Raw genomic sequence first — 22,255 nt, 5'->3', positions numbered from 1 at the left:
TCAAAAATGAAAAATCTTATCATAACACTAGTATTCGCCTTTGTAACAAATGTATTTTATGCTCAAGGCGCCTTTGACAAATTTGATGGTCAAGACGATGTGACTTCAGTAATTGTAAACAAAAAAATGTTCGATTTAATGAGCAAAGTAAAAGTTGACGCTACTGACAAAGAAACACAGCAATACATTAATCTGATTAAAAAATTAGATTATTTGAAAGTGTTTACAACAAAAAATCCTAAAATCGAGGCCGACATGAAAGCTTCTGCTGATAAATACATTAAAACAGCAGGTCTTGAAGAACTTATGAGAGTAAACGACAGCGGAAAAAATGTACGCATAATGGTAAAATCAGGTGCCAGCGATACGCAAATTAGAGAATTACTTATGTTTGTTGACGGCGCAAAAAATGATGAAACCGTTTTACTTTCTTTAACTGGAAATTTTGATTTAAACGAAATTTCAGTACTTACAGACAAAATGCAGCTTCCAGGCGGTTCAGACTTAAAAAAAGCCTCTAAAGGCAAAAAATAATCATGAAAACAAACGTTTTTACCTCAGCCCTTTTAGTATTATTAACTTTAGTAAGTTGTAATTCTGAACCTTCATTGCAAAAGTATTTTGTACAAAATACAGACAATAAAGATTTTATTGCTCTTGATGTTTCTCCTACTATTTTAAATTTAGAAAAAACGAAATTATCTGCCGAGCAAAATGAAGCTTTAAAGTCATTTGACAAGATGAACATTCTAGCTTTTAAAGCAAATGACAAAAATCAAGCTCAATTTGAAACAGAAAGAGCAAAAGTCAAAGCTATTTTAAAGGATCCAAAATATCAGCAGTTAATGACATTTGGCTCAGGTAAAGACGGCGCTTCTATAAGCTATGTTGGCACAGATGAAAACATCGAAGAATTTGTTGTTTTTGCTAACCGAAAAGAAAATGGTTTTGCTGTAGTTCGTGTTTTAGGAAAAAACATGAATCCAAATAACATCATGACTTTAATGACTGTTTTAAAACAATCAAATATAGACATGGAACAGTTAAAGCCTTTACAGCAGCTGGTTAAATAATAAATACATCTTACTTAAATTGAAAAAGCTCCATTAGGAGCTTTTTTATTTTTAACAATTAAGAAGATAAAACTGAATAATCTTTATAAGTGTTTTCACATATATTATACGAATTTGATTACATTTGCTACTAACCAATACATTTAATAAATTAAAACAAACATGGTACAAAAAACATCGAATGCCTTTATTGCGGCATCTTGGGTAGCTCTTGGAGCTGGAATGATTGGATATATTGTTGGACTAGCAAGAGCTGAAATGCTGCTAAACGAAAAAGGTTATTATTTTACAGTTCTAATGTTTGGACTTTTTGCTGTTGTTTCACTACAAAAAAGTGTTAGAGACAGACTTGAAAAACTCCCTGTAACAGATATCTATTATGGAATCTGCTGGTTCGGAACTCTTTTATCAATTGTTCTTTTAGCTGTTGGTTTATGGAATGCAACAATTTTACCAAGCGAAAAAGGTTTCTATGCATTTGCCTTCTTATTAGCATTGTTTGGAGCAATCTCTGTTCAGAAAAACACTCGTGACAATATGAGTTTTAGCGAAAATGAATAAACCTAGACTTAACTAAAATCAAAAAGCTCCAATGAAAATTGGAGCTTTTTGTTATATTAAATTTGAGCGATTATTTACTCAAATACATTTTTCTTCTAGAGTACAATTCGTAGAATTGATCGTCTTTTAAGTCATCAATAAACAAGATGCTTTCTCCTGTTGATTTCATTTCTGGTCCTAATGCTTTGTTTACATTATGGAATTTACTGAAAGAGAAAACCGGCTGTTTGATTGCAAACCCGTTTAATTGTGGGTTAAAATCAAAATCTGTTACTTTACTATGCCCTAACATTACTTTTGTAGCATAGTTTACATAAGGCTCGCCGTATGCTTTTGCAATAAATGGCACTGTTCTAGAAGCTCTTGGATTTGCTTCGATAATGTAAACCGTATCGTCTTTTATAGCAAACTGAATATTGATTAAACCAACAGTTTTCAATGCTCTTGCAATTTTTTCTGTATGATCTTTTATTTGCTGCATTACAAATTCTCCTAAGTTAAAAGGAGGCAAAGTAGCATTACTATCTCCAGAGTGAACTCCGCAAGGTTCGATATGCTCCATAATTCCTATGATGTAAACATTTCCGTCAGCATCACAAATTGCATCAGCTTCAGCTTCGATTGCTCCGGCTAAATAGTGATCTAAAAGCAATTTATTTCCTGGAATCGTTTTCAATAAATTGATTACGTGCTCTTCTAATTCTTTTTTGTTGATTACAATTTTCATTCCCTGACCTCCTAATACATAAGAAGGACGAATTAATAATGGGAAATCTAAAGTATCTGCAAGGGCAGAAGCCTCATCAGCTGTTTCAGCGATTCCGAATTGTGGGAAAGGAATATGTAATTCTCTCAATAAATCTGAGAAACGTCCTCTATCTTCTGCTAAGTCAAGCGCATCAAAACTAGTTCCGATGATTTTTACCCCGTATTTAGATAATTTTTCAGCTAATTTCAAAGCTGTTTGTCCGCCTAACTGAACAATTACACCTTCTGGTTTTTCATGCTGAATGATGTCATAAATATGCTCCCAGAAAACTGGCTCAAAGTATAATTTGTCTGCTGTATCAAAATCAGTAGAAACCGTTTCAGGATTACAGTTGATCATAATTGTTTCGTATCCACATTCTTTTGCTGCCAAAACTCCGTGTACACAAGAGTAATCAAACTCGATTCCTTGTCCAATTCTGTTTGGTCCAGAACCTAAAACGATTATTTTCTTTCTATCCGTTACAATGCTTTCGTTATCTACGTAGCGCTCGCCGTTTGCTTTTTCGATTTCAGCCTCAAAAGTAGAATAATAATAAGGTGTTTTTGCTTTAAACTCAGCCGCACAAGTATCTACTAATTTAAACACACGGTTGATGTTTTGATCCATACGTAAAGTATGAATTTCACTTTCTAAGCAATTTACCATGTGAGCAATTTGTCTGTCGGCAAAACCTTTTTGTTTTGCTTCAAGCAAAAGTTCTTTTGGAAGATTTGATACTTTATAGTTTGAAATTTCTTTCTCTAAAGTATAAAGTTCTTCGTATTGTTTTAAGAACCACATATCAATTTTTGTGATTTCATGAATACGGCTCAACGGAATTCCCATTGCGATTGCATCATAAATTACAAAAACACGATCCCAACTTGCAAAAGTTAATTTCTCGATAATTTGTTCGTAGTTTTTATATCCTTTTCCGTCAGCACCTAACCCATTTCTTTTAATTTCTAAAGATTGAGTTGCTTTGTGTAATGCTTCTTGGAAAGAACGTCCAATTCCCATTACTTCACCAACAGATTTCATTTGAAGTCCTAAAGTTCTATCAGCGCCTTCAAATTTATCAAAGTTCCAACGAGGTATTTTTACGATTACATAATCAAGAGTTGGTTCAAAAAGAGCCGAAGTTGATTTTGTAATTTGATTTTGCAATTCATCAAGATTGTATCCTAGTGCTAATTTAGAAGCAATTTTAGCAATTGGGTAACCTGTTGCTTTTGATGCTAAAGCAGAAGAACGAGATACACGAGGATTAATTTCAATCGCAACGATATCTTCTTTTTCGTCTGGTGAAACTGCAAATTGTACGTTACAACCTCCGGCAAAATTTCCGATACTTCTCATCATTAAGATGGCGTAGTCACGTAATTTTTGGAAAGTTGTATCTGATAATGTCATTGCTGGTGCAACCGTAATCGAATCTCCAGTATGAATTCCCATTGGATCCATATTTTCGATCGAACAGATAATTACAACGTTATCATTTTTATCTCTCAAAAGTTCTAACTCATATTCTTTCCATCCCATTAAAGCTTTGTCAATTAAAACTTCATGAATTGGAGAAGCTTCAAGCCCTCTTGTTAAAAGCTCATCAAAATCTTCTTTTTTGTAAACAACTGCTGCTCCAGTTCCTCCAAGCGTAAACGAAGGACGAATTACAAGCGGAAAACCAAACTCTTGAGCAATTTCTTTTCCTTCTAAGTATGAAGTAGCTGTTTTTGCAGGTGCAGTTGGCACATTAATTCTTTCTAAAAGCTGCTTAAACTGCTCTCTATCTTCTGTAATATTAATGGCATTTACATCAACCCCGATTAATTTCACTCCGAAATCCTGCCAAATTCCTTTTTCTTCAGCTTCCAAACACAAGTTCAAAGCCGTTTGTCCTCCCATTGTAGGCAAAACAGCATCGATTTGTGGATGTTCCTTTAGAATTTCAATAATCGATTTTGTAGTTAGTGGTTTCAAATAAACATGATCGGCCATGGTTGGGTCGGTCATAATCGTCGCTGGATTTGAGTTTATCAAGATAACTTCAATTCCTTCTTCACGAATCGAGCGTGCAGATTGAGATCCTGCATAATCGAATTCGCAAGCTTGACCAATAACAATAGGTCCTGAACCTATTATTAAAACTGATTTTATTGATGTGTCTTTAGGCATTTTGTATGTATTGTGTAGTTATTATAATGTATTCAAAAAACATTCACAGTGCTTTAGAAACTAGAATGTTACAAATTTATTACCGACAAGGTATAAAAAAAGGCGATACTAAAAAAGTAATCGCCTTATGTATGTTTATACAAACATTATTTTTTGTGTCTAGGCTCGCTAGAAACAGTTAATTTATGTCTTCCTTTTGCTCTTCTACGCGCTAGAACTTTTCTTCCATTCGCAGAAGCCATTCTGTCCATAAATCCGTGCTTATTTCTTCTTTTTCTTTTCGATGGTTGAAATGTTCTTTTGCTCATTGCTTTGTATCTTTAAATGGTATCTAATATCTCTTTTTCTGTTTTGGAGATCCTTATTCCAAAACCGAGTGCAAATATACAAAGACTTTTTTTTCTGGCAAGTACTTTAATAAAAATATTTTTAATTCATTTTACTATATTTGCAATCACAAATATACATCAATTATGTTTAATAAAATTATCAAACTTATTTTAGCTGGATTACTTGTAGTAGCTGGCATCTGGCAATTTACAGAAAGTAATATAGGTAACGGAATATTCCTTTTATTACTAACTGCAATTCCAATTTTTCTTTACTTTAAAAATGAATTTATCCTTTTAGCCTTCCTTAAATTAAGAAAACAAGACTTTGAAGGAGCAAAAAAATGGCTATCTTATATTAAAAACCCTGAAACTGCATTAGTAAGAAAGCAACAAGGTTATTTTAATTATCTTCACGGAATTATGTTATCTCAAACAAATCTTATTCAAGCTGAGAAACATTTCAAAAAAGCGATTGAACTTGGACTATCTATGGATATGGATCTAGCCGTAGCAAAATTAAACCTTGCAGGAGTTGCAATGTCACGCAGAAGAAAACTTGAAGCGACAAATTTATTGGCTGAAGCTAAAAAATTAGACAAACAAGGAATGCTAAAAGAGCAAATCTCAATGATGAAAGAACAAATGAAGAAAATCTAATTTTCTAAATTACATCCCGATAGCTATCGGGATTGAAATCCCAAATTCTAAAAAGAGTTTGGGATTTTTTTTATTTAATAGAATTACCAGCAAGTATGTCATTTCGACCGAAGGGAGAAATTTCAAAGAATTGGAATTTGGATTTTTAAAATTGGAATTTAATTCTCCAATATAATAGAAGGCAGATTCTCATTCAACCATTTGTATTTATTAAGAATCATAATATGAGTTCCGCCTTTTACAACAATACAGCTGTTAATATACTTTATAGGAAAAACATCATCTTGATCTCCGTGAATATGAATCACTTTTTCATCGATTTGATTTCTATCCCATAAAATAACCGATTCTACTGCCCATTGTAAATAATGAAGATCGCGAACCGCTAAAAACTTCTCATATAACTTAATGCGCTTATTGACTTTTTCTCCAAAAGAGTATTTTGCAAGATTCTCAATGTTTAAGATTAATTTCATTGGAATCAGTTTATAGGCTTTTGTTGTTTTTCCAATTTTCATTCTTCTAGGAAACTCAACATTACTCCTAACACTTGAAATAATAATTACTTTTCTGGCTTGAATATGTTTTGCTATCTCCTGAACCAAAATCCCTCCAAAAGAAACTCCTATTAAAACTGGATTTTCATGTTTTATATTTTTGCTGATTCGCAAGGCATAATCAGACAATGACTCTTTTAGTTTTGGAATTTCCCATTCCAATAAACACATTTCAAAAATAGTTTCATCTAGTTTGATTCTTTCAAAAATGGCAGGACTTGCTGCTAAACCAGGCATAAAATATACAGGAATTTTGCTCATTTGTTTGAAAATAGATTATAATTACAGCTATAATTTCAAGTTAAAAGTACTTTTTTTAGTTATACACACAGCAAATCTTACACCATAATTAAACTCTAAAAAAATAAAACAGAAAAAAGAACTGATTCCAGACCGAAACAGAGATTTTAAAAAATAATCTAATATTGAAAATCAAATGATTACCTTTGTAGTCCGACATTTTTTAAAACTTTCAAAAAGAATTTTACACGAGATTGTTCCACCCCCATTCTCTATTACATATTAACGACTAATAAAAAACATGACAAATTATGGAATCTATTGAAATTACTATGGAAATCAAAGACAATACTTTTGCAAGACAATTTGAAACCACAGTTCCAGAAGGATTATTAAGTATCGAATATTCATTTCAGGAAAAGAAAATTTTCCTAACAAAAATCAACACTCCAGAGAACTACGAAAATCAACCTGTAATCGACACATTACTTAAAAACATAATGGAGCTGAGCACAGAAAAAAAATTGAAAGTAGTTCCAATCCATCCAAGAATTGTTTCTTTTTTCAAGAAAAACCCAAAATACAAAGAATTACTTCCTCCGGGAATTAGAATCTAAAAATCGCCTATCAGCTTAAGCCACATACCGCCGATTACCATATAAATAAAGAGCATCACAAGTCCAGTTATTAAACCTTTGACCCACCAGCTTTTTAAATCCACATAGCCGCTCCCGAAAAAAACAGGTGCCGGCCCGTGACCATAATGCGTTAAAGTTCCATAAATTGATCCCACAAAACCAAGCATAAAAGCTAAAAGCAATCCTGGAACTCCTAACGAAACTCCTACTCCTAAAAGTGCCGCATACATAGCTGCCACGTGAGCTGTTGCGCTGGCAAAAAGATAATGACTAAAAAAGTATACCAACACAATAATAGGAAACGCCATCTGCCAGCTTAAACCTCCTATTTCTGCTTTTATTACATTACTAAACCAGTTTATAAAACCAAGTTCATTTAAGGAACTGGCCATCATAACTAAAACTGAGAACCAAACGATTGTATCCCAAGCTCCTTTTTCTGCTTTTACATCATCCCAAGTCAGCACCGAAGTTAAAAGCAAGATCACCAAACCAATAAAAGCTGTTGTTGTAGCATCAATAGAAAACAAATCACCCGTCATCCAAAGAAACAACAAAATAAAAAACGTTAGGAGCATCATCCACTCGTTGCGGGTAATCGGCCCCATATCTTTCAATTTCTGAGCAGCAATTTGCGGAGCATCTCCAGTTTTTTTAAGCTCAGGCGGATAAATTTTATACAACACAAAAGGAATTACAAAAAAGGCGCACAAACCTGGAACTATAGCAGCTGCAGCCCACGACATCCAAGAAATTTTTATTCCTAAATTAAGCGCAAATTTTTGACACATTGGGTTACTGGCTGTTCCTGTCAAAAACATAGACGATGCAATTAAATTAGCATTGTAACTGCTCAAGGTAAGATAAGAACCTAATTTTCGATGTGTTTCGGGTTGATCCGGCATAGAACCAAAACTCATTGACATCGATTTCATAATAGGATAAATAATTCCTCCGCCTCGAGCCGTATTACTAGGCACCGCTGGAGCTAAAACCAAATCAGCCAAGCCTAAACCATACGCCAACCCTAATGAACTTTTTCCAAATATCCTAATAAACAAAAAAGCAATTCTGTTTCCTAAACCTGTTTTTATAAATCCTCGCGCTATAAAAAACGATATTCCGATTAACCAAATCACTTTATCTCCAAAACCTTTTAAGGCCAAAGTAATTGATTTGCCAGCATCACCTGGTGCCAAAACTTGAGAAAAAGCGGTTAAAGCAATGGCAATCATACACATTGTACCCATTGGTGCAGCTTTTAGAATAATTCCTAAAATTGTGGCTACAAAAATGGCAAACAAATGCCAAGCTTCGATTACTACACCATCTGGCGCAGGAATTAACCAAATTGCAATTCCAACTGCCAGCGTAATTAAGGTTTGTGGTATTTTTACTTCTTTCATAAAATTAGGATTAAATTAGACTATAGTCTACATTGAAACTGAATTAGAAACAAATTATCATTATAAGAAGAGGTGTCTGGGATATTACGGGCATACTTGTCAATTTCAAATCCCATTTCTATACGACCTGTATACGCTTTTCCAAATTCAAAACTAATCATTGGTGTATAAGTCTGCCTAACATTTGAATTAATCTTATAGCTAGGATCAAAACTTTCAAAGCGACAAGACAACTCTAACGAGGTTAATTTTTTGTAATTAACAGAGTATCTTAAATTAGGCAGAAAATAAATCCCGCGCATTTGATAATCAGAAACATCTGGAGTTCTCGTATCAACAGGCAAAGAAAAATACAAATTATGATTTGTTCCTTGCTTGTACTCTATTTGCAAATCAAAAGTAAATTTATCTGTCAGCTTAAAATCGCTGGTAATATCAGCTCCAAAAGCAAAAACTTTTTCTTTAAAAACTTTACCTGTACCAGCATTTAACCCTAGATTTATTTTATGCTCTTTTGATAATCCAAATACCCAGCGTGTAGAATACTGCTTACCATTATCTTTATCCATTTCCTGATTTTTTCCGTTTCCGTTTAAAACTGAAACAGCATAATTTACAGGAATTTTACCAATGTCAAAGTTTCCACTTGCCGAAGCTCCAATTTGAAAACTTGTCCATCCGTTTTTACCAAACTCATAATATTGATTAGAGAAATCGAAAGATTTAATGATATCAACAGGAACTAATTCTTCAATACCAAAAGCTGGACGAAACTGACCACCTGTTACGGCTATATATTTATTAAAAGTATATTTTGCATAAGCATTCTCCAGCACCTTGCCTTTTGTATCTGATTTAAAATCAGCTAAATTCACTAAGATTACAACTTCTGTTGCCTCACTTAATTTTGTATTAAGACCAACACGCATCCTTTTAATATCGAATGAACTCTGAGTAACATCTCCTGTCGAATGATGAACTCCCAAAACATCAACATTTTTACCAAAACTTTCTAAATATCGAGCTTGAAAAAGTCCTTTAAATTGAAACTGCGGATACTTAACACCATCATCTGAATCTGCCGCAGTTTGAGTTGCAGCGGTTTGGGCGTTCAAAAAATGTGGTATTATCAAAAGGATAAAAATAATTTTTACTAGTAAAGGTTTACTCATAAAGACTTTAAATAAAAAATTAGTATAATATTATCTCTGCTTACTTTTTATTCCCCTCTCATCTTCTATCCGAACTTCGATTTGCCGGCCTTGGAGCTGCGGTATTTCTATTTGGTGCTGGACTAGGCGCCGGACGAGTTGCAGGTCGTGTTACTGGTGCTGCGGGACGAGTTACAGGCTGCGTTGGTCGTACCGCAGGTCTTGTTGACGGGTTTGCAGGACGAGTTACTGGTCTAGTTGTACCAGGATTTGTCACACCAGGTCTAGTCGTTGGGTTTGTTGGTCGTGTTACCGGCCTTGTTGTACCAGGATTTGTTGGACGTGTTACTGGTCTAGTTGTTCCTCCAGGTCTGGTCGACGGATTTGTTGGTCGAGTTACCGGTCTTGTGCTATTTCCCGGCCTTGAAGGTTTTGAAGGCGTTACCGGTGCAGGTCTTTTATAATCCCTGCCATTATAAGTACCCTTATAACGTCCATTAACTCGGTTATCCCTAACTACTACAGATGTATTTCTTCTGGTGGCATAATTATTATAATATCTAGGATTTCTTATAACAGTAGTTCTTCGATAATAACGATTGCTGTAATAATGTCCGTGATACCCCCAATAATCATGATAATAAACTGGACGCCACGGACGCCAGTATGGAGGATAATACCCCCAATACCAAGGCGATCTGTAAGCAACATATATAGGAGAGAACAAAAACAACACCACCGGCCACGCACTCACACTTGTATTTACATAACTTGGACTGGTTGTTGTATTGTAATTGTTTGTGGTATTATTATTAACAATTACTGTTTGATCTCCTTTATAACCGGGATTTGGCGTTCCTGAAGCAGTATCTGAAGGTTCAACTATATAGTTTTTTCCGTATAGATCTTTATCTCCAATTGCTTGAACGTGAACATTATTTTTTTTGTCTTTATCGACTTCAATAACAGCAACATCTTGAGTTTCCTTACTATTTACAGCTACCTGAAGCACAATTACATGTGTATTTCCTTCTTTATGACTTTCGATTTCAATATAATCGATTTCTCCATCGTTATTTAAATCTAAATTATTAACCTTAGTATCTGGATCATTCAATGCTTTTTCAAAATCTTCTAAAGTTTTTGATTTTTGAAATATATCTAATACAGCATATAAATTAAGATTATCCCCAGGCAAACCTAAAGCTACAGGTTCATCATTTGTTTGAGAAAACAAGGAATTAAACAAACTACTCATTAAAATCACAAAAAATAGAATACTTTTTTTCATATTAATAGTCAGTTGATTAAGATTTGCAGTGACTAAGGTATGAAAAAACAGACAAAGTTTTAACATAACATTATAACTTTCTGTTTTATACTATAAAATTTAAACAAAACGGCTTTTTGACCTAATTTACTTCTCAAAAAGCCAATAATGTAAGACTTATATTCTTATATTTGTAAATAAGCGTTCTTTCTGAACATCTTCTCCTTTGTAATGTCTTACAAAATCTGTTTTACGATTTGTCAAATTATAGAAACTAAATTGCGATGAAAAAACATATACTTATTCTTTTCTTTTTCCTTTCAATTACCTGTGGATATGGCCAAATAGAGGTCTCATCGACTTTGGATGATGCGATCCAGAAGGCTATTGAAAAAAGTGCTTCTTTAAAAAACAAAGATTTAGACATTGAAAAATTGAATCTTCAAGAAAAAAGTGTCTGGAATAAATACATACCAACAGTTGAGGCGAGTGCTCTTTATACCTATTTTGACAACAAACTTACTGTAGATCTTCCAACGGCAAATATTCCTATTGTAAACTATCCTTTATTTGACGGCAAAACTGCTTTTAAAAATTATGGAAACATCTTTAATGGAAGTGTAATGGCCAAAACAGTACTATTCAGCGGCATGCAAATTCCGAATGGCGCAAAAGCTATTGGAGAAAAAACCAAAGGAACAATGTTTCTGAAAGAATCTGAAAAGGATCAAATTACAAAAGAAGTCATCAACACTTTTGATCAACTGGAACTGTTAAAAGAAATAGACAAACTATTAAAAGAAAGCGAAAATAGATTAGAGACTGAAACAAAACGCGTTACAAAAGCTATCGAACAAGGACTTGCGATTCCGTATGATCGAGACAAAATTAAGCTGGCTTCATTAGAACTAGCTTCTAAAAAAATTGAGCTTGACGGAAAAAGAAAATTGGTTTATAAAAAAATCCAGTACTTAACAGGTTATTCGATTACTGAAATAGAAAATGTTCATTACGACTTAAACCCCTATTTAATAACGGATGAAAAATTAAGCACACAAAATAAACAAGAAATAAAAGCACTTGAATCGTTTAAATCTGCTTATGAATATTTATTAAAGAAGGAAAAAGGAACTTACCTGCCTACTTTAGGAGCATTTGGAGGAGTTTCATATTCCAGTCTTTTTGATGCAAATGCTACTACACCGATAATTACAGGAATAAATCAAGCTTTGTATTTAGGTTTAAACGAAGCTACAATAAGCAACAACTGGGTTGTAGGAGCCGCTATGAAATGGGAAGTTTTTTCTGGTTTTGAAAGAAAACACAAAGTGCATGAAGCTAAAATAAATATTGAACAGGTTCAAAATCAAATTGACGACACTAAAGAAAAACTCGAACTTCTGCTGGAAAAAAACCTTGTTGACTATAGTGTGCTGACTCAAAAAATAGACATTACACAACAGCAGGAAAAAGTGGCAAACAATAATTTAAATCTTGCCATAAAACAGTATAAAGAAGGCTTAATCAATATATCAGAACGTCTTGAAGCAGAAAACGACTCTTATAAAGCATCTGTAAACAAAACAACAACATTGATTGAACAAAGACTTGCCGCTATTGAAACTATAATTGCTACTGGCGATTTATCAAAAAAAATATCTAAATAAAAGTTCTATTTATGAAAAAAATAATAGTAACCGCTGTCGTAATTCTCCTTTTAATCAGCTGCCAAAAAGCAAAAAAAGAGGATACAATTCAAGGAAAAATAGAAAAAGAACAAATTGCAGTTGTCAGCAAAATTCCCGGCAAGATTCTAAAAATCTTTGTCAAGGAAGGAGATATTGTTCAAAAAGGAGATACATTGGCAATTTTAGATATTCCAGAAGTAGATGCTAAAAAAAGTCAAGCCGAAGGCGCAGTAATCTCGGCACAAGCACAATATAAAATGGCTGTAAAAGGAGCTACTGAAAACCAAATTAAACAGCTCGAGGCTAAAAAAATGGGATTGAAGGAACAATATGAGTTTGCTCAAAAATCGATCAAACGATTGACTAATATGCTCAAAGATTCTTTAATTTCTCAACAAACTTACGATGAAACTTTTGCCAAATATCAAGGAGCACAGGCACAATATAATGCTGTTATAGCTGAACTTGATGACGCAAAAAAAGGTGCTCGAATCGAACAGCAAACAATGGCTCTAGGACAACAAGACAGAGCGCTTGGCGCATTGCAGGAAGTTGAAACAGCAAACAAAGAGCGTTACATAATTGCACCGCAAAATATGAGTATCGAAACCATTACTTTAAATCTTGGCGAACTTGCATTGCCGGGCTACACTTTGTTTAATGGCTATATTGCAGACAGTACTTATTTTCGTTTTACTATACCTGAAAAACAATTGGATAAGTTTAAAAAAGGACAAGAAATAACAGTACAGGTTCCGTATAAAAAAGAAAATATTAAAGGAACTATTACTACTATAAAACAATTGGGGGCTTACGGAAATATTGCTACTGCTTATCCAGATTACGAAATGCAGGAAAGCTTATTTGAAATAAAAATAACACCTTCAAATACGGAACAAGCAAAAGATCTTATCACAAAAACAACCGTTACTTTATCGCTTTAACTATGCAAAACTTTTTTTCATTGCTTAAACGGGAATTCCAATTATTTTGGAAAAACAAAGTGCTCCGAATATTATTCATTGGTGCACCAATACTCTATGGTGTTTTATTAGGATATGTTTACGGCAAAGGTAAAGTAACCGATTTACCCATAATTGTGGTTGATCAGGATCGAAGCGAATTAAGCTCAAAAGCAATTCAGATGTTTGAGGATAACGAAGTTTTATCGATTGCTTCTATTTTGTACGATCAAAATAATCTTTCTAAAATTGCCATTCAAAAAGAAGCAACCTGTGTCGTTATTATTCCAAAAGATTTTGAAAAAATGACACTCACTAAAAAGTATCCTGAAATTACAACCATTGTAAATACATCTAATGTTTTAACGGCCAATTATGCTTCGACTGCTATACAAATTTGTTTAGGAACATTAAAAGCAGGCGTTCAAATTGAAACATTACGAAAACAAGGTGTTCCTGAAAATTTGCTAGCATCGCAATACGAACCTTTTAAAACTACTTTTATAAAAAAATACAATCGCAGCACCAACTATATGTATTTTCTTTGGCCGGGCGTTCTTGCAACGGTGCTGCAGCAAGTGCTTTTACTGGGATTAGCTCTTTCTTTTGCTTCTGAATTTGAAAACGGAACTTTTAAAGATTTAGTAAAAAAATGTCCGTCAATTTTCAAAATGCTTGCCGTAAAAATAATTCCATATCTCATAATGAGCTTTGGAGTCTGGCTTATTTACTGGTTTTTTACTTTATGGTTCAGACTTCCGTTTTATGAAAATTTACTACCGCTTACTTTTATTGCCGGAATATTTGTACTCTCTGTTTCTTTCATCGGAATATTGGTGAGCGTAGTGGTTCCTAACCAATTAAAAGCAACAGAAATTTTAATGGTAATTGCAACACCAAGCTTTATCTTGAGCGGTTTTACATGGCCTTTAAGTCAAATGCCTCAAGCTGTTCAAGCAATTGCAAATGTTATTCCGCTGACTCATTTCTTGAAAGCTTTTAGAATTCTTATTATTGAAGACGGCGCTTTTTCACAAACTACAAGACCAATCTGGAATATGATCATTATTGGTTTAGTCTGCTCAATTGGCGCTTATATTGCTTTGTATTTTAAAAAGAAAAGCGTTTTAAAACAAGCATAATTTTTTGACATAAAAAAAGGCATAAGAATCAACTTATGCCTTTATATTTTTTAAAGAGAGAACTACTTTTCAATCTCTCTCATAGAATCCATTTTTTTATGCGCAAGGAAACCTGCTACATCTTCAAAGTGCTCTTTCACACGTTTGTTTCCAAATTCAAAAACCTTAGTTGCTAATCCGTCAAGGAAATCGCGGTCGTGAGAAACCAAGATTAATGTTCCGTCAAAATCACGCAAAGCATCTTTGATAATATCCTTTGTCTTCATATCCAAGTGATTCGAAGGCTCATCCAGAATCAATAAATTTACTGGTTCCAACAGCAATTTAATCATTGCCAAACGCGTTTTTTCTCCACCAGAAAGCACTTTTACTTTCTTAGTAATATCATCACCTTGAAACATAAACGCCCCAAGAATATTTTTAATCTGTGTACGAATATCTCCGACTGCAATTGCATCGATAGTTTCAAAAATAGTTGCATTTTCATCTAATAATGAAGCCTGATTTTGAGCAAAGTACCCAATTTGTGCATTATGTCCAATTTCAACACTTCCTTCATCAACACCAATTTCTTTCATAATTGCTTTGATCATGGTCGATTTTCCTTCTCCATTTTTACCAACAAAAGCAACTTTTTGACCGCGTTCAATTACAACATTTGCATCTTTAAAAACGACATGATCTCCATAGGATTTAGACATTTCTTTTACCACAACAGGATATTGTCCAGAACGTGCTGCCGGTGGAAACTTCAAACGCAATGCAGAAGTATCTACTTCATCAACTTGAACAATTTCAAGTTTTTCAAGCATTTTTACACGCGATTGTACTGCATCGGTTTTTGAAAACGTTCCTTTAAAACGATCAATAAAAGCTCTATTGTCAGCAATCATTTTTTGCTGTTCATCGTAAGCTTTCTGCTGATGAATACGGCGGTCTTTTCTAAGTTCTAAGTAATGAGAATATTTAGCTTTGTAATCGTAAATTCTTCCCATTGTTACTTCGATTGTACGATTTGTAATATTATCTACAAACGCTCTATCGTGCGAAATTACCACTACCGCTTTGGCCGAAGTCAATAAAAATTCTTCCAGCCATTGAATACTTTCAATATCCATGTGATTGGTAGGCTCATCCAGTAAAATCAAATCTGGTTTTTGAAGTAAAATTTTAGCCAATTCAATACGCATTCTCCATCCTCCAGAAAATTCAGAAGTTTGACGTGTAAAATCTTCTCTTTCAAAACCTAAACCAACTAAGATTTTTTCAACTTCGGCTTCGTAATTTACCTCTTCAATTGCATAATATTTCTCACTTAAATCAGAAACTCGTTCGATCAATTTCATGTATGCATCACTTTCATAATCAGTACGAACCGTTAATTGCTCATTGATTTCGTCGATTTCAGCTTTCATTTTAAAAATCTCACCAAAAGCTTTAGAAGCTTCTTCCATTACAGTCGAACCGTCTTTAGTCAATAAATGCTGAGGCAGGTAAGCAACAACAGCATCTTTTGGCGTAGAAATACTTCCTGTAGAAGGTTTGCTTTGTCCTGAAATTATTTTTAAAAGTGTCGATTTTCCCGCACCATTTTTACCCATAAGGGCAATTTTATCATTTTCGTTTATAGCAAAAGAAACATCGCTAAATAATGTAGTTCCACCAAACTGAACCGAAATATCGTTAACTGTAATCATTACTTTCTATGAATTTGTTTAATCGGTTAATCGTTTATTTGACTACCCATTTTTTTTGTGCTGCAAAGATAGATTAATTAGAGTATTAGACAATATTATTTAGATTACAGAGCAGCAGGATTTTTTAAATTACATCAATATTCCTACATATTCACAAAATTTAATCTTATCTTGTATAAGAATTTAAAAATCAGCAAAATATGAGAACTAAATTAAACCTAACTGCCAGTCTTATAGCAGCGTTATTATTTGGACTTTCTGCACATGCGCAAAAAACGGTAATTAAAAAAGAAGCTTTGCCAGCAAATGCTCAAACTTTCTTAAAAACGCACTTTGGATCGAAAAAGCCAAGCTACATATTAGAAGACAAAGAAATTCTCTCTACAGAATACAAAGTTCAATTTGATAATAAAATTGAAATCGAATTTGATAAAAAAGGAAATTGGAAAGAAGTTGACGGTAAAGGCGCTAAACTTCCAACGTCTATCATCCCAAAAAAAATTGCCTCTTACGTAAAAGCAAATTTTCCTAAAGAAAAAGTAACCAAAATTGAACTAGGATCTTTTGGTTATGAAACAAAACTAACAAACGGTTTAGAATTAAAATTCAACACAAAGGGAGACTTCACTAAGATTGACAATTAACAAAAACCGATAAATTAGAGAATCTACTATAAAACAAAACCCGACAAATTGTAAAATCTGTCGGGTTCAAAAAATTATCTAATTTTCAAATTGACTAATTATCTAATTAATCTTTTCTCCATTTTTTAGTTTCTTCAAAAATATGCTCTAAAATTGAAGCCTCTATTTCATCAAAAGCAATATTTCGTCTTCCCATAACTAATTTGGCAGTTTCGAAAGCTTTTTTGGTTACATAAGTTGTAAAACCAGCTGCTCCGCCCCAAGAAAAACTAGGAACAAAATTTCTAGGAAATCCAGAACCAAAAATATTAGCACTTACTCCAACAACAGTTCCAGTATTAAACATAGTATTGATACCACATTTGCTGTGATCACCCATCATTAAACCACAAAACTGAAGACCTGTTTTTGCAAACCCTTCTGTTTCATAGCTCCACAATTTCACTTCTTCGTAATTATTCTTAAGATTCGAATTATTACTGTCTGCACCAATATTACACCATTCTCCCAAAACAGAATCACCAAGAAATCCGTCATGCCCTTTGTTTGAATTAGCAAAAAGAACAGAATTCTTAACCTCTCCTCCTATTCGAGACCCTGCACCAACTGTTGTTGCACCATAAACTTTAGCATTAAGCTTTACTGAAGCATTTTCACATAAAGCAAAAGGACCGCGAATTACAGTTCCTTCCATGATTTCAGTATTCTTACCTATATATATAGGCCCTGTTGATGCGTTTAAAGTTACAAACTCTAATTTTGCTCCTTCTTCGATAAAAACATTCTCAGGTGCTATAACATTTACACTCTTAGGAATTGGCTGTGATTTTCTATCTTCTGTCAAATAAGCAAAATCGGCACGAATCGCAGCATCATTTTTTGAAAAAATATCCCAAGTATGTTCAACGGTTAAACAATCTTCATTGTACTGAATAATTTCGTACGAATCAAAATCAACTTCTTCTTGATTTTCTGTTGTAAAAAAAGCAATTACATCATCACCTTTAAAGATCGCTTGATTCTCTTTTAAATCAGAAACTAATTCAGCCAGTGTATCATTTGGTAAATATGCCGCGTTGATCATTACATTTTCTTCCATTTCAACCATAGGAAATTTGGCAGATAAGTAATCCTCAGTAATTGTTGTAATAGTAGAACCTAGACGTGATTCCCATTTTTGGCGAATCGTCATAATTCCAATTAAAATATCAGCCACAGGTCTTGTAAAAGTAAAAGGCAGTAAAGCATTTCGGACCGGACCGTCAAAAAGAATATAATTCATAAATAAAATTTGTACTTGTTAAAATCTTGATTTGGTTATCAGGGTCAAAGTTACAAATATTTATTTTTTTTACTAAAATTGTTTTAGTAGTTAGCAATTAATTCATGAATTCGTGGCTAATAAATTATTGTACAAAAAAAGCCTTCCGATTGGAAGGCTTTTATATGATTGTAAACAGCTATTATTTTTTAGCGTGTTTTGCATATTTAGTTTTGAATTTATCAATACGTCCTGCTGTATCGATAAGTTTAGATTTACCAGTATAAAAAGGGTGAGATGTTCTAGAAATCTCCATTTTTACAACTGGATACTCAACTCCGTCAACTTCAATTGTTTCTTTTGTATCTGCAGTAGATTTAGTGATAAAAACTTCGTCATTTGACATGTCTTTAAATGCAACTAATCTGTAATTTTCTGGGTGAATTCCTTTTTTCATCTTTTCTTTTATTTATTGTTTTAGAGCATTTTTATTTTGAAGCTTTTCCATGGTTAGAAAAAGGTATAAACAACTCTACTCTTTTTTGTTTAAAAATTTAATTATTTTTGAGTGTGCAAATTTACAATTCTTTTTTAATAAACAAATACTTAGCCCACTTTTTTTTAGTTTATTTCGAAAAGCTTTTTTTATCTTCGATTATACTGGGAATTACTATATTTGTGGATTAATTTTAAACTTATAGAAATATGATTAATGAAGTTATTAAAAAGAATGGAGTTACTTACGGCATTACTCTAGGAATCATCCTAGCTTTGATTACTGCAGCAATGTATGCTATAGATCTAAAATTATTTGTTTCGGGCTGGATAGGCGGCCTAACATTTGTACTTTATTTAATAATTGGCATCCTGTTACTGGTTAAAACAAAAAAGGAAATTAACGGCTTTTTTTCTTTTAAAGATGCATTTACCACCTTTTTCATAACTACAATAGTAGCTCTTGCAATTTCTACCTTATTTAGTATTATATTATTTAATGTAGTCGATCCAGGTGCTAAAGACACCGTAAACGAGTTACTTATAAAATACATGGCTGAAACTTTACAAAAGTTTGGAACACCAGCTTCAGCTGTAAATGAAGCTTTGGCTAAAATGAAAGAAAACAGTCCTTTCTCAACTATAGAACAAATAAAAGCTTTAATTTTCAGTATTGTCGGCTACTCAATTTTAGGATTAATTTTAGCTGCATTTTTCAAAAGCAAATCTACACAAGAATAAAAATATAAATGAATTTATCTATACTTATACCGCTTCTAAATGAAGAGGAGTCACTTCAAGAACTCTATACATGGATTATTAAAGTGATGCAATCTAACAATTACTCTTATGAAATCATTTTTGTGGATGATGGAAGTACAGATGATTCTTGGAATATTATTGAACGTTTCTCAAACGAAAACCCAAATGTAAAAGGGATTCGTTTCATGAAAAACTTTGGAAAATCGCAGGCTTTGCATGCTGGTTTTGCAAAAGCAAAAGGCGATGTAATTATTACAATGGATGCCGATTTGCAAGATAGTCCGGATGAAATTCCTGGATTATATGAAATGATCACAACTCAGAAATACGATTTGGTTTCTGGCTGGAAAAAGAAACGTTACGATTCTGTGGTAGCAAAAAATCTGCCTTCAAAATTATTCAACTGGGCTGCCAGAAAAACTTCGGGAGTTGAATTGAATGATTTTAACTGCGGACTAAAAGCCTATAACAATACCGTTGTAAAAAACATTGAAGTGTCTGGTGAAATGCACCGCTACATTCCTGTTTTAGCAAAAAATGCTGGTTTTAATAAAATTGGCGAAAAAGTGGTTATTCATCAAGCTCGTAAGTATGGTGAAACTAAATTTGGAATGGATCGTTTCATAAACGGTTTTCTAGATTTAATTACGATTTGGTTTTTATCAAGATTCGGAAAAAGACCAATGCACTTATTTGGAGCGATAGGTTCGTTAATGTTTATTATCGGATTTTTATCCGCTGGGTATATTGGTATCTCTAAGTTGTATCATATGTACAACGGAATGAAGTACAGCCTCGTAACCAGTAATCCGTGGTTTTTTATTGCATTAACCACAATGATTCTTGGAACTCAGCTTTTTTTAGCAGGTTTTCTAGGTGAAATCATTTTGAGAACCAAAAACAACGAGGAACGTTACAAGGTTTCAAGAGAGGTTAATTTTTAACTAAAATATCATGCCTCCTCACAGGGTTGCTCCTGAAAACCTTATTTTTATTTAAAAAAATATTAAAAAGACATTTACATGAATATAGCACCTAACATATTGAATGCTGTAAACGAATGGTTGACGCCAACATTTGACAAAGAAACCCAAGCAGCTGTTAAAGAATTAATGACTACTTCGCCAAAAGAACTTGAAGAAAGTTTTTATAAAAATCTAGAATTTGGAACTGGTGGAATGCGCGGTGTTATGGGTGTTGGAAATAACAGAATCAACAAATATACACTTGGAAAAAACACTCAAGGTCTTTCTGACTATCTTCATGAAGTTTTTCCAAATCAGCCTTTAAAAGTAGTTATCGCTTACGATTGTCGTCATAACAGTAACACTTTAGCAAAAGTGGTTGCCGATGTTTTCTCTGCAAACGGAATTCAGGTTTATTTGTTTTCTGATATGCGTCCAACTCCTGAATTGTCTTTTGCTCTTAAATATTTAGGCTGTCAATGCGGAATCGTTCTTACTGCTTCACACAATCCTCCAGAATATAACGGATATAAAGTGTATTGGGAAGATGGCGGACAAATTGTTCCTCCGCAAGATGCTGCTATTATTAATGTGATCGAAAATTTAAGTTACGATAAAATTAAGTTCAATGCAAATGAGAGCTTAATTCAATATATCGATACTGAAATTGACAAAGCATTTGTAAAATCTTCAATTGAAAACGCAAGTTTTAATACTCCGGCTGAAGCCAAAGACAATTTACATATTGTATTTACTTCATTGCACGGAACTTCTATAAAATCTGTTCCAGATACTTTATCACAAGCTGGATACACAAACGTACACATTGTTCCAGAACAAGCTGAACCAAATGGTGATTTCCCAACAGTAAAATCTCCAAATCCAGAAGAACCAGAAGCTTTAACAATGGCTTTGGCTTTAGCAGATAAAACCAATTCAGATATTGTAATAGGAACAGATCCTGATTGTGATCGTCTAGGAGTAGCTGTAAGAAACAATGATGGTAAAATGATTTTACTTAACGGAAATCAAACCATGATTTTAATGACTTCTTTCTTATTGAAACAATGGAAAAAAGCAGGTAAAATTAACGGAAAACAATTCGTAGGTTCAACAATTGTTTCAACTCCAATGATGATGGAGCTGGCTACAAGTTACGGCGTAGAATGCAAAGTTGGCTTAACAGGATTTAAATGGATCGCTAAAATGATCAAAGATTTTCCTGAACTTCAGTTTATTGGCGGCGGTGAAGAAAGCTTTGGCTTTATGGTTGGCGATGCTGTTAGAGATAAAGATGCGGTTGCCGCTACCTTATTAATATGCGAAGTTGCTGCTCAAGCAAAAGCAGCTGGAAGCTCTGTTTACAAAGAACTTTTACAACTTTATGTTGAAAATGGTTTTTATAAAGAATATTTAGTTTCATTAACTAAAAAAGGCATAGAAGGTCTAGAAGAAATTAATCAAATGATGATTAATCTACGCCAGAATCCATTAAAAGAAGTAAATGGTCAACGTGTAATTATGGTTGAAGACTATCAATCATCGACTGCATTGAACTTATTGACAAATGAAGAATCTTCAATGGATATTCCGAAATCAAATGTATTGATTTATTATACTGAAGACGGCTCTAAAATTTGCGCAAGACCAAGTGGAACTGAACCAAAAATTAAGTTTTACATCAGTGTAAATGCCGAATTAGAATCCGTTCAAGATTTTGACGCTGCCGAAAGTTTCTTAGACGGAAAAATTCAGAATATCATTGCAGATATGCAATTGAAATAATAAAAAACAAATACAATATTCGAAAACCCGATATGTTTCTTTA

21 protein-coding genes are annotated in these 22,255 nt (G+C 33.4%); 12 read left to right on the top strand and 9 right to left on the bottom strand.

Annotated features, from left to right (window positions below):
• Positions 1-6 precede the first annotated feature (6 nt).
• From ACHRVL_RS18845 to yiaA, 3 genes are all read left to right on the top strand, one after another.
• On the top strand, positions 7-534 hold the full coding sequence (locus ACHRVL_RS18845) for a DUF4252 domain-containing protein (protein WP_089054171.1): 528 nt from the start codon (positions 7-9) through the stop codon (positions 532-534).
• Positions 535-536: 2 nt separating this feature from the next.
• A complete protein-coding gene (locus ACHRVL_RS18840) occupies positions 537-1,073 on the top strand; it encodes a DUF4252 domain-containing protein (RefSeq protein ID WP_395414911.1) in 537 nt (178 codons plus the stop codon).
• Between the two features lie 162 nt (positions 1,074-1,235).
• Positions 1,236-1,634, top strand: coding sequence for an inner membrane protein YiaA (yiaA, locus tag ACHRVL_RS18835; protein WP_089054169.1), 399 nt, complete (start codon positions 1,236-1,238; stop codon positions 1,632-1,634).
• A gap of 70 nt (positions 1,635-1,704) precedes the next feature.
• On the opposite strand, the gene carB is transcribed toward yiaA, so the two are convergent.
• Positions 1,705-4,560, bottom strand: coding sequence for a carbamoyl-phosphate synthase large subunit (gene carB, locus ACHRVL_RS18830; RefSeq protein ID WP_129023552.1), 2,856 nt, complete (start codon positions 4,558-4,560; stop codon positions 1,705-1,707).
• Positions 4,561-4,706: 146 nt separating this feature from the next.
• On the bottom strand, positions 4,707-4,868 hold the full coding sequence (gene rpmH / locus ACHRVL_RS18825; RefSeq protein ID WP_008464848.1) for a 50S ribosomal protein L34: 162 nt from the start codon (positions 4,866-4,868) through the stop codon (positions 4,707-4,709).
• A gap of 165 nt (positions 4,869-5,033) precedes the next feature.
• Between rpmH and ACHRVL_RS18820 the strand changes: the two genes are divergently transcribed.
• Entirely contained in the window at positions 5,034-5,549 is a 516-nt protein-coding gene (locus ACHRVL_RS18820; protein WP_089054166.1) for a hypothetical protein, read from the top strand.
• A gap of 158 nt (positions 5,550-5,707) precedes the next feature.
• Here ACHRVL_RS18820 and ACHRVL_RS18815 read toward each other — a convergent pair whose 3' ends face one another.
• Positions 5,708-6,367 (bottom strand): alpha/beta hydrolase, encoded by a 660-nt coding sequence (locus ACHRVL_RS18815; RefSeq protein ID WP_395414910.1) that lies wholly within the window; start codon positions 6,365-6,367, stop codon positions 5,708-5,710.
• A gap of 311 nt (positions 6,368-6,678) precedes the next feature.
• Here ACHRVL_RS18815 and ACHRVL_RS18810 point away from each other — a divergent pair, with 311 nt between their 5' ends.
• Positions 6,679-6,963, top strand: a complete 285-nt coding sequence (locus ACHRVL_RS18810; protein ID WP_395414982.1) for a GNAT family N-acetyltransferase — start codon at positions 6,679-6,681, stop codon at positions 6,961-6,963.
• Here ACHRVL_RS18810 and ACHRVL_RS18805 read toward each other — a convergent pair.
• Genes ACHRVL_RS18805 through ACHRVL_RS18795 form a run of 3 tightly spaced genes read right to left on the bottom strand, consistent with a single transcriptional unit; the run spans position 6,960 to position 10,832 of the window.
• Positions 6,960-8,390 (bottom strand): anion permease, encoded by a 1,431-nt coding sequence (locus ACHRVL_RS18805; RefSeq protein WP_089054164.1) that lies wholly within the window; start codon positions 8,388-8,390, stop codon positions 6,960-6,962. The genes ACHRVL_RS18810 and ACHRVL_RS18805 overlap by 4 nt on opposite strands.
• Positions 8,391-8,410: 20 nt before the next feature.
• Complete coding sequence (locus ACHRVL_RS18800) at positions 8,411-9,562, bottom strand: porin (protein ID WP_395414909.1); 1,152 nt, start codon at positions 9,560-9,562, stop codon at positions 8,411-8,413.
• 58 nt (positions 9,563-9,620) lie between these two features.
• Positions 9,621-10,832, bottom strand: a complete 1,212-nt coding sequence (locus ACHRVL_RS18795) for a hypothetical protein (protein ID WP_395414908.1) — start codon at positions 10,830-10,832, stop codon at positions 9,621-9,623.
• 263 nt (positions 10,833-11,095) lie between these two features.
• Between ACHRVL_RS18795 and ACHRVL_RS18790 the strand changes: the two genes are divergently transcribed.
• Genes ACHRVL_RS18790 through ACHRVL_RS18780 form a run of 3 tightly spaced genes read left to right on the top strand, consistent with a single transcriptional unit; the run spans position 11,096 to position 14,603 of the window.
• Positions 11,096-12,478 (top strand): TolC family protein, encoded by a 1,383-nt coding sequence (locus tag ACHRVL_RS18790; protein WP_395414907.1) that lies wholly within the window; start codon positions 11,096-11,098, stop codon positions 12,476-12,478.
• A gap of 11 nt (positions 12,479-12,489) precedes the next feature.
• Positions 12,490-13,443 carry an HlyD family secretion protein gene (locus tag ACHRVL_RS18785; protein WP_089054160.1) on the top strand — a complete coding sequence of 318 codons (954 nt, stop codon included), beginning with the start codon at positions 12,490-12,492 and terminating at the stop codon, positions 13,441-13,443.
• A 2-nt stretch (positions 13,444-13,445) separates the two neighbouring features.
• Complete coding sequence (locus tag ACHRVL_RS18780; RefSeq protein ID WP_395414906.1) at positions 13,446-14,603, top strand: ABC transporter permease; 1,158 nt, start codon at positions 13,446-13,448, stop codon at positions 14,601-14,603.
• Between the two features lie 62 nt (positions 14,604-14,665).
• Here ACHRVL_RS18780 and ACHRVL_RS18775 read toward each other — a convergent pair whose 3' ends face one another.
• Positions 14,666-16,300 carry an ABC-F family ATP-binding cassette domain-containing protein gene (locus ACHRVL_RS18775; RefSeq protein WP_395414905.1) on the bottom strand — a complete coding sequence of 545 codons (1,635 nt, stop codon included), beginning with the start codon at positions 16,298-16,300 and terminating at the stop codon, positions 14,666-14,668.
• Between the two features lie 200 nt (positions 16,301-16,500).
• Between ACHRVL_RS18775 and ACHRVL_RS18770 the strand changes: the two genes are divergently transcribed.
• Entirely contained in the window at positions 16,501-16,944 is a 444-nt protein-coding gene (locus tag ACHRVL_RS18770) for a PepSY-like domain-containing protein (RefSeq protein ID WP_089054157.1), read from the top strand.
• Positions 16,945-17,050: 106 nt separating this feature from the next.
• Here ACHRVL_RS18770 and ACHRVL_RS18765 read toward each other — a convergent pair whose 3' ends face one another.
• Positions 17,051-18,226, bottom strand: a complete 1,176-nt coding sequence (locus tag ACHRVL_RS18765) for a GlmU family protein (RefSeq protein ID WP_395414904.1) — start codon at positions 18,224-18,226, stop codon at positions 17,051-17,053.
• A 181-nt stretch (positions 18,227-18,407) separates the two neighbouring features.
• A complete protein-coding gene (locus ACHRVL_RS18760; protein ID WP_008464817.1) occupies positions 18,408-18,662 on the bottom strand; it encodes a type B 50S ribosomal protein L31 in 255 nt (84 codons plus the stop codon).
• A gap of 248 nt (positions 18,663-18,910) precedes the next feature.
• Between ACHRVL_RS18760 and ACHRVL_RS18755 the strand changes: the two genes are divergently transcribed.
• From ACHRVL_RS18755 to ACHRVL_RS18745, 3 genes are all read left to right on the top strand, one after another.
• Complete coding sequence (locus ACHRVL_RS18755; RefSeq protein WP_395414903.1) at positions 18,911-19,441, top strand: DUF4199 domain-containing protein; 531 nt, start codon at positions 18,911-18,913, stop codon at positions 19,439-19,441.
• An 8-nt stretch (positions 19,442-19,449) separates the two neighbouring features.
• Entirely contained in the window at positions 19,450-20,406 is a 957-nt protein-coding gene (locus ACHRVL_RS18750; RefSeq protein ID WP_395414902.1) for a glycosyltransferase family 2 protein, read from the top strand.
• Positions 20,407-20,484: 78 nt separating this feature from the next.
• Positions 20,485-22,212, top strand: a complete 1,728-nt coding sequence (locus tag ACHRVL_RS18745) for a phospho-sugar mutase (protein WP_395414901.1) — start codon at positions 20,485-20,487, stop codon at positions 22,210-22,212.
• The last annotated feature ends 43 nt before the right edge of the window (positions 22,213-22,255 follow it).

This window comes from Flavobacterium sp. FlaQc-28, assembly GCF_044007415.1.
Lineage (GTDB): Bacteria > Bacteroidota > Bacteroidia > Flavobacteriales > Flavobacteriaceae > Flavobacterium.
Note: the sequence above shows the minus strand (reverse complement) of the source record. Positions and strands in the feature narration are given on the sequence as shown.

Excerpts from the sequence above, each read along its gene's own strand:
- ACHRVL_RS18845 (WP_089054171.1), top strand. The coding sequence starts at position 7 with ATGAAAAATCTTATCATAACACTAGTATTCGCCTTTGTAACAAATGTA.
- ACHRVL_RS18840 (WP_395414911.1), top strand. The coding sequence starts at position 537 with ATGAAAACAAACGTTTTTACCTCAGCCCTTTTAGTATTATTAACTTTA.
- yiaA (WP_089054169.1), top strand. The coding sequence starts at position 1,236 with ATGGTACAAAAAACATCGAATGCCTTTATTGCGGCATCTTGGGTAGCT.
- carB (WP_129023552.1), bottom strand. The coding sequence starts at position 4,560 with ATGCCTAAAGACACATCAATAAAATCAGTTTTAATAATAGGTTCAGGA.
- rpmH (WP_008464848.1), bottom strand. The coding sequence starts at position 4,868 with ATGAGCAAAAGAACATTTCAACCATCGAAAAGAAAAAGAAGAAATAAG.
- ACHRVL_RS18820 (WP_089054166.1), top strand. The coding sequence starts at position 5,034 with ATGTTTAATAAAATTATCAAACTTATTTTAGCTGGATTACTTGTAGTA.
- ACHRVL_RS18815 (WP_395414910.1), bottom strand. The coding sequence starts at position 6,367 with ATGAGCAAAATTCCTGTATATTTTATGCCTGGTTTAGCAGCAAGTCCT.
- ACHRVL_RS18810 (WP_395414982.1), top strand. The coding sequence starts at position 6,679 with ATGGAAATCAAAGACAATACTTTTGCAAGACAATTTGAAACCACAGTT.
- ACHRVL_RS18805 (WP_089054164.1), bottom strand. The coding sequence starts at position 8,390 with ATGAAAGAAGTAAAAATACCACAAACCTTAATTACGCTGGCAGTTGGA.
- ACHRVL_RS18800 (WP_395414909.1), bottom strand. The coding sequence starts at position 9,562 with ATGAGTAAACCTTTACTAGTAAAAATTATTTTTATCCTTTTGATAATA.
- ACHRVL_RS18795 (WP_395414908.1), bottom strand. The coding sequence starts at position 10,832 with ATGAAAAAAAGTATTCTATTTTTTGTGATTTTAATGAGTAGTTTGTTT.
- ACHRVL_RS18790 (WP_395414907.1), top strand. The coding sequence starts at position 11,096 with ATGAAAAAACATATACTTATTCTTTTCTTTTTCCTTTCAATTACCTGT.
- ACHRVL_RS18785 (WP_089054160.1), top strand. The coding sequence starts at position 12,490 with ATGAAAAAAATAATAGTAACCGCTGTCGTAATTCTCCTTTTAATCAGC.
- ACHRVL_RS18780 (WP_395414906.1), top strand. The coding sequence starts at position 13,446 with ATGCAAAACTTTTTTTCATTGCTTAAACGGGAATTCCAATTATTTTGG.
- ACHRVL_RS18775 (WP_395414905.1), bottom strand. The coding sequence starts at position 16,300 with ATGATTACAGTTAACGATATTTCGGTTCAGTTTGGTGGAACTACATTA.
- ACHRVL_RS18770 (WP_089054157.1), top strand. The coding sequence starts at position 16,501 with ATGAGAACTAAATTAAACCTAACTGCCAGTCTTATAGCAGCGTTATTA.
- ACHRVL_RS18765 (WP_395414904.1), bottom strand. The coding sequence starts at position 18,226 with ATGAATTATATTCTTTTTGACGGTCCGGTCCGAAATGCTTTACTGCCT.
- ACHRVL_RS18760 (WP_008464817.1), bottom strand. The coding sequence starts at position 18,662 with ATGAAAAAAGGAATTCACCCAGAAAATTACAGATTAGTTGCATTTAAA.
- ACHRVL_RS18755 (WP_395414903.1), top strand. The coding sequence starts at position 18,911 with ATGATTAATGAAGTTATTAAAAAGAATGGAGTTACTTACGGCATTACT.
- ACHRVL_RS18750 (WP_395414902.1), top strand. The coding sequence starts at position 19,450 with ATGAATTTATCTATACTTATACCGCTTCTAAATGAAGAGGAGTCACTT.
- ACHRVL_RS18745 (WP_395414901.1), top strand. The coding sequence starts at position 20,485 with ATGAATATAGCACCTAACATATTGAATGCTGTAAACGAATGGTTGACG.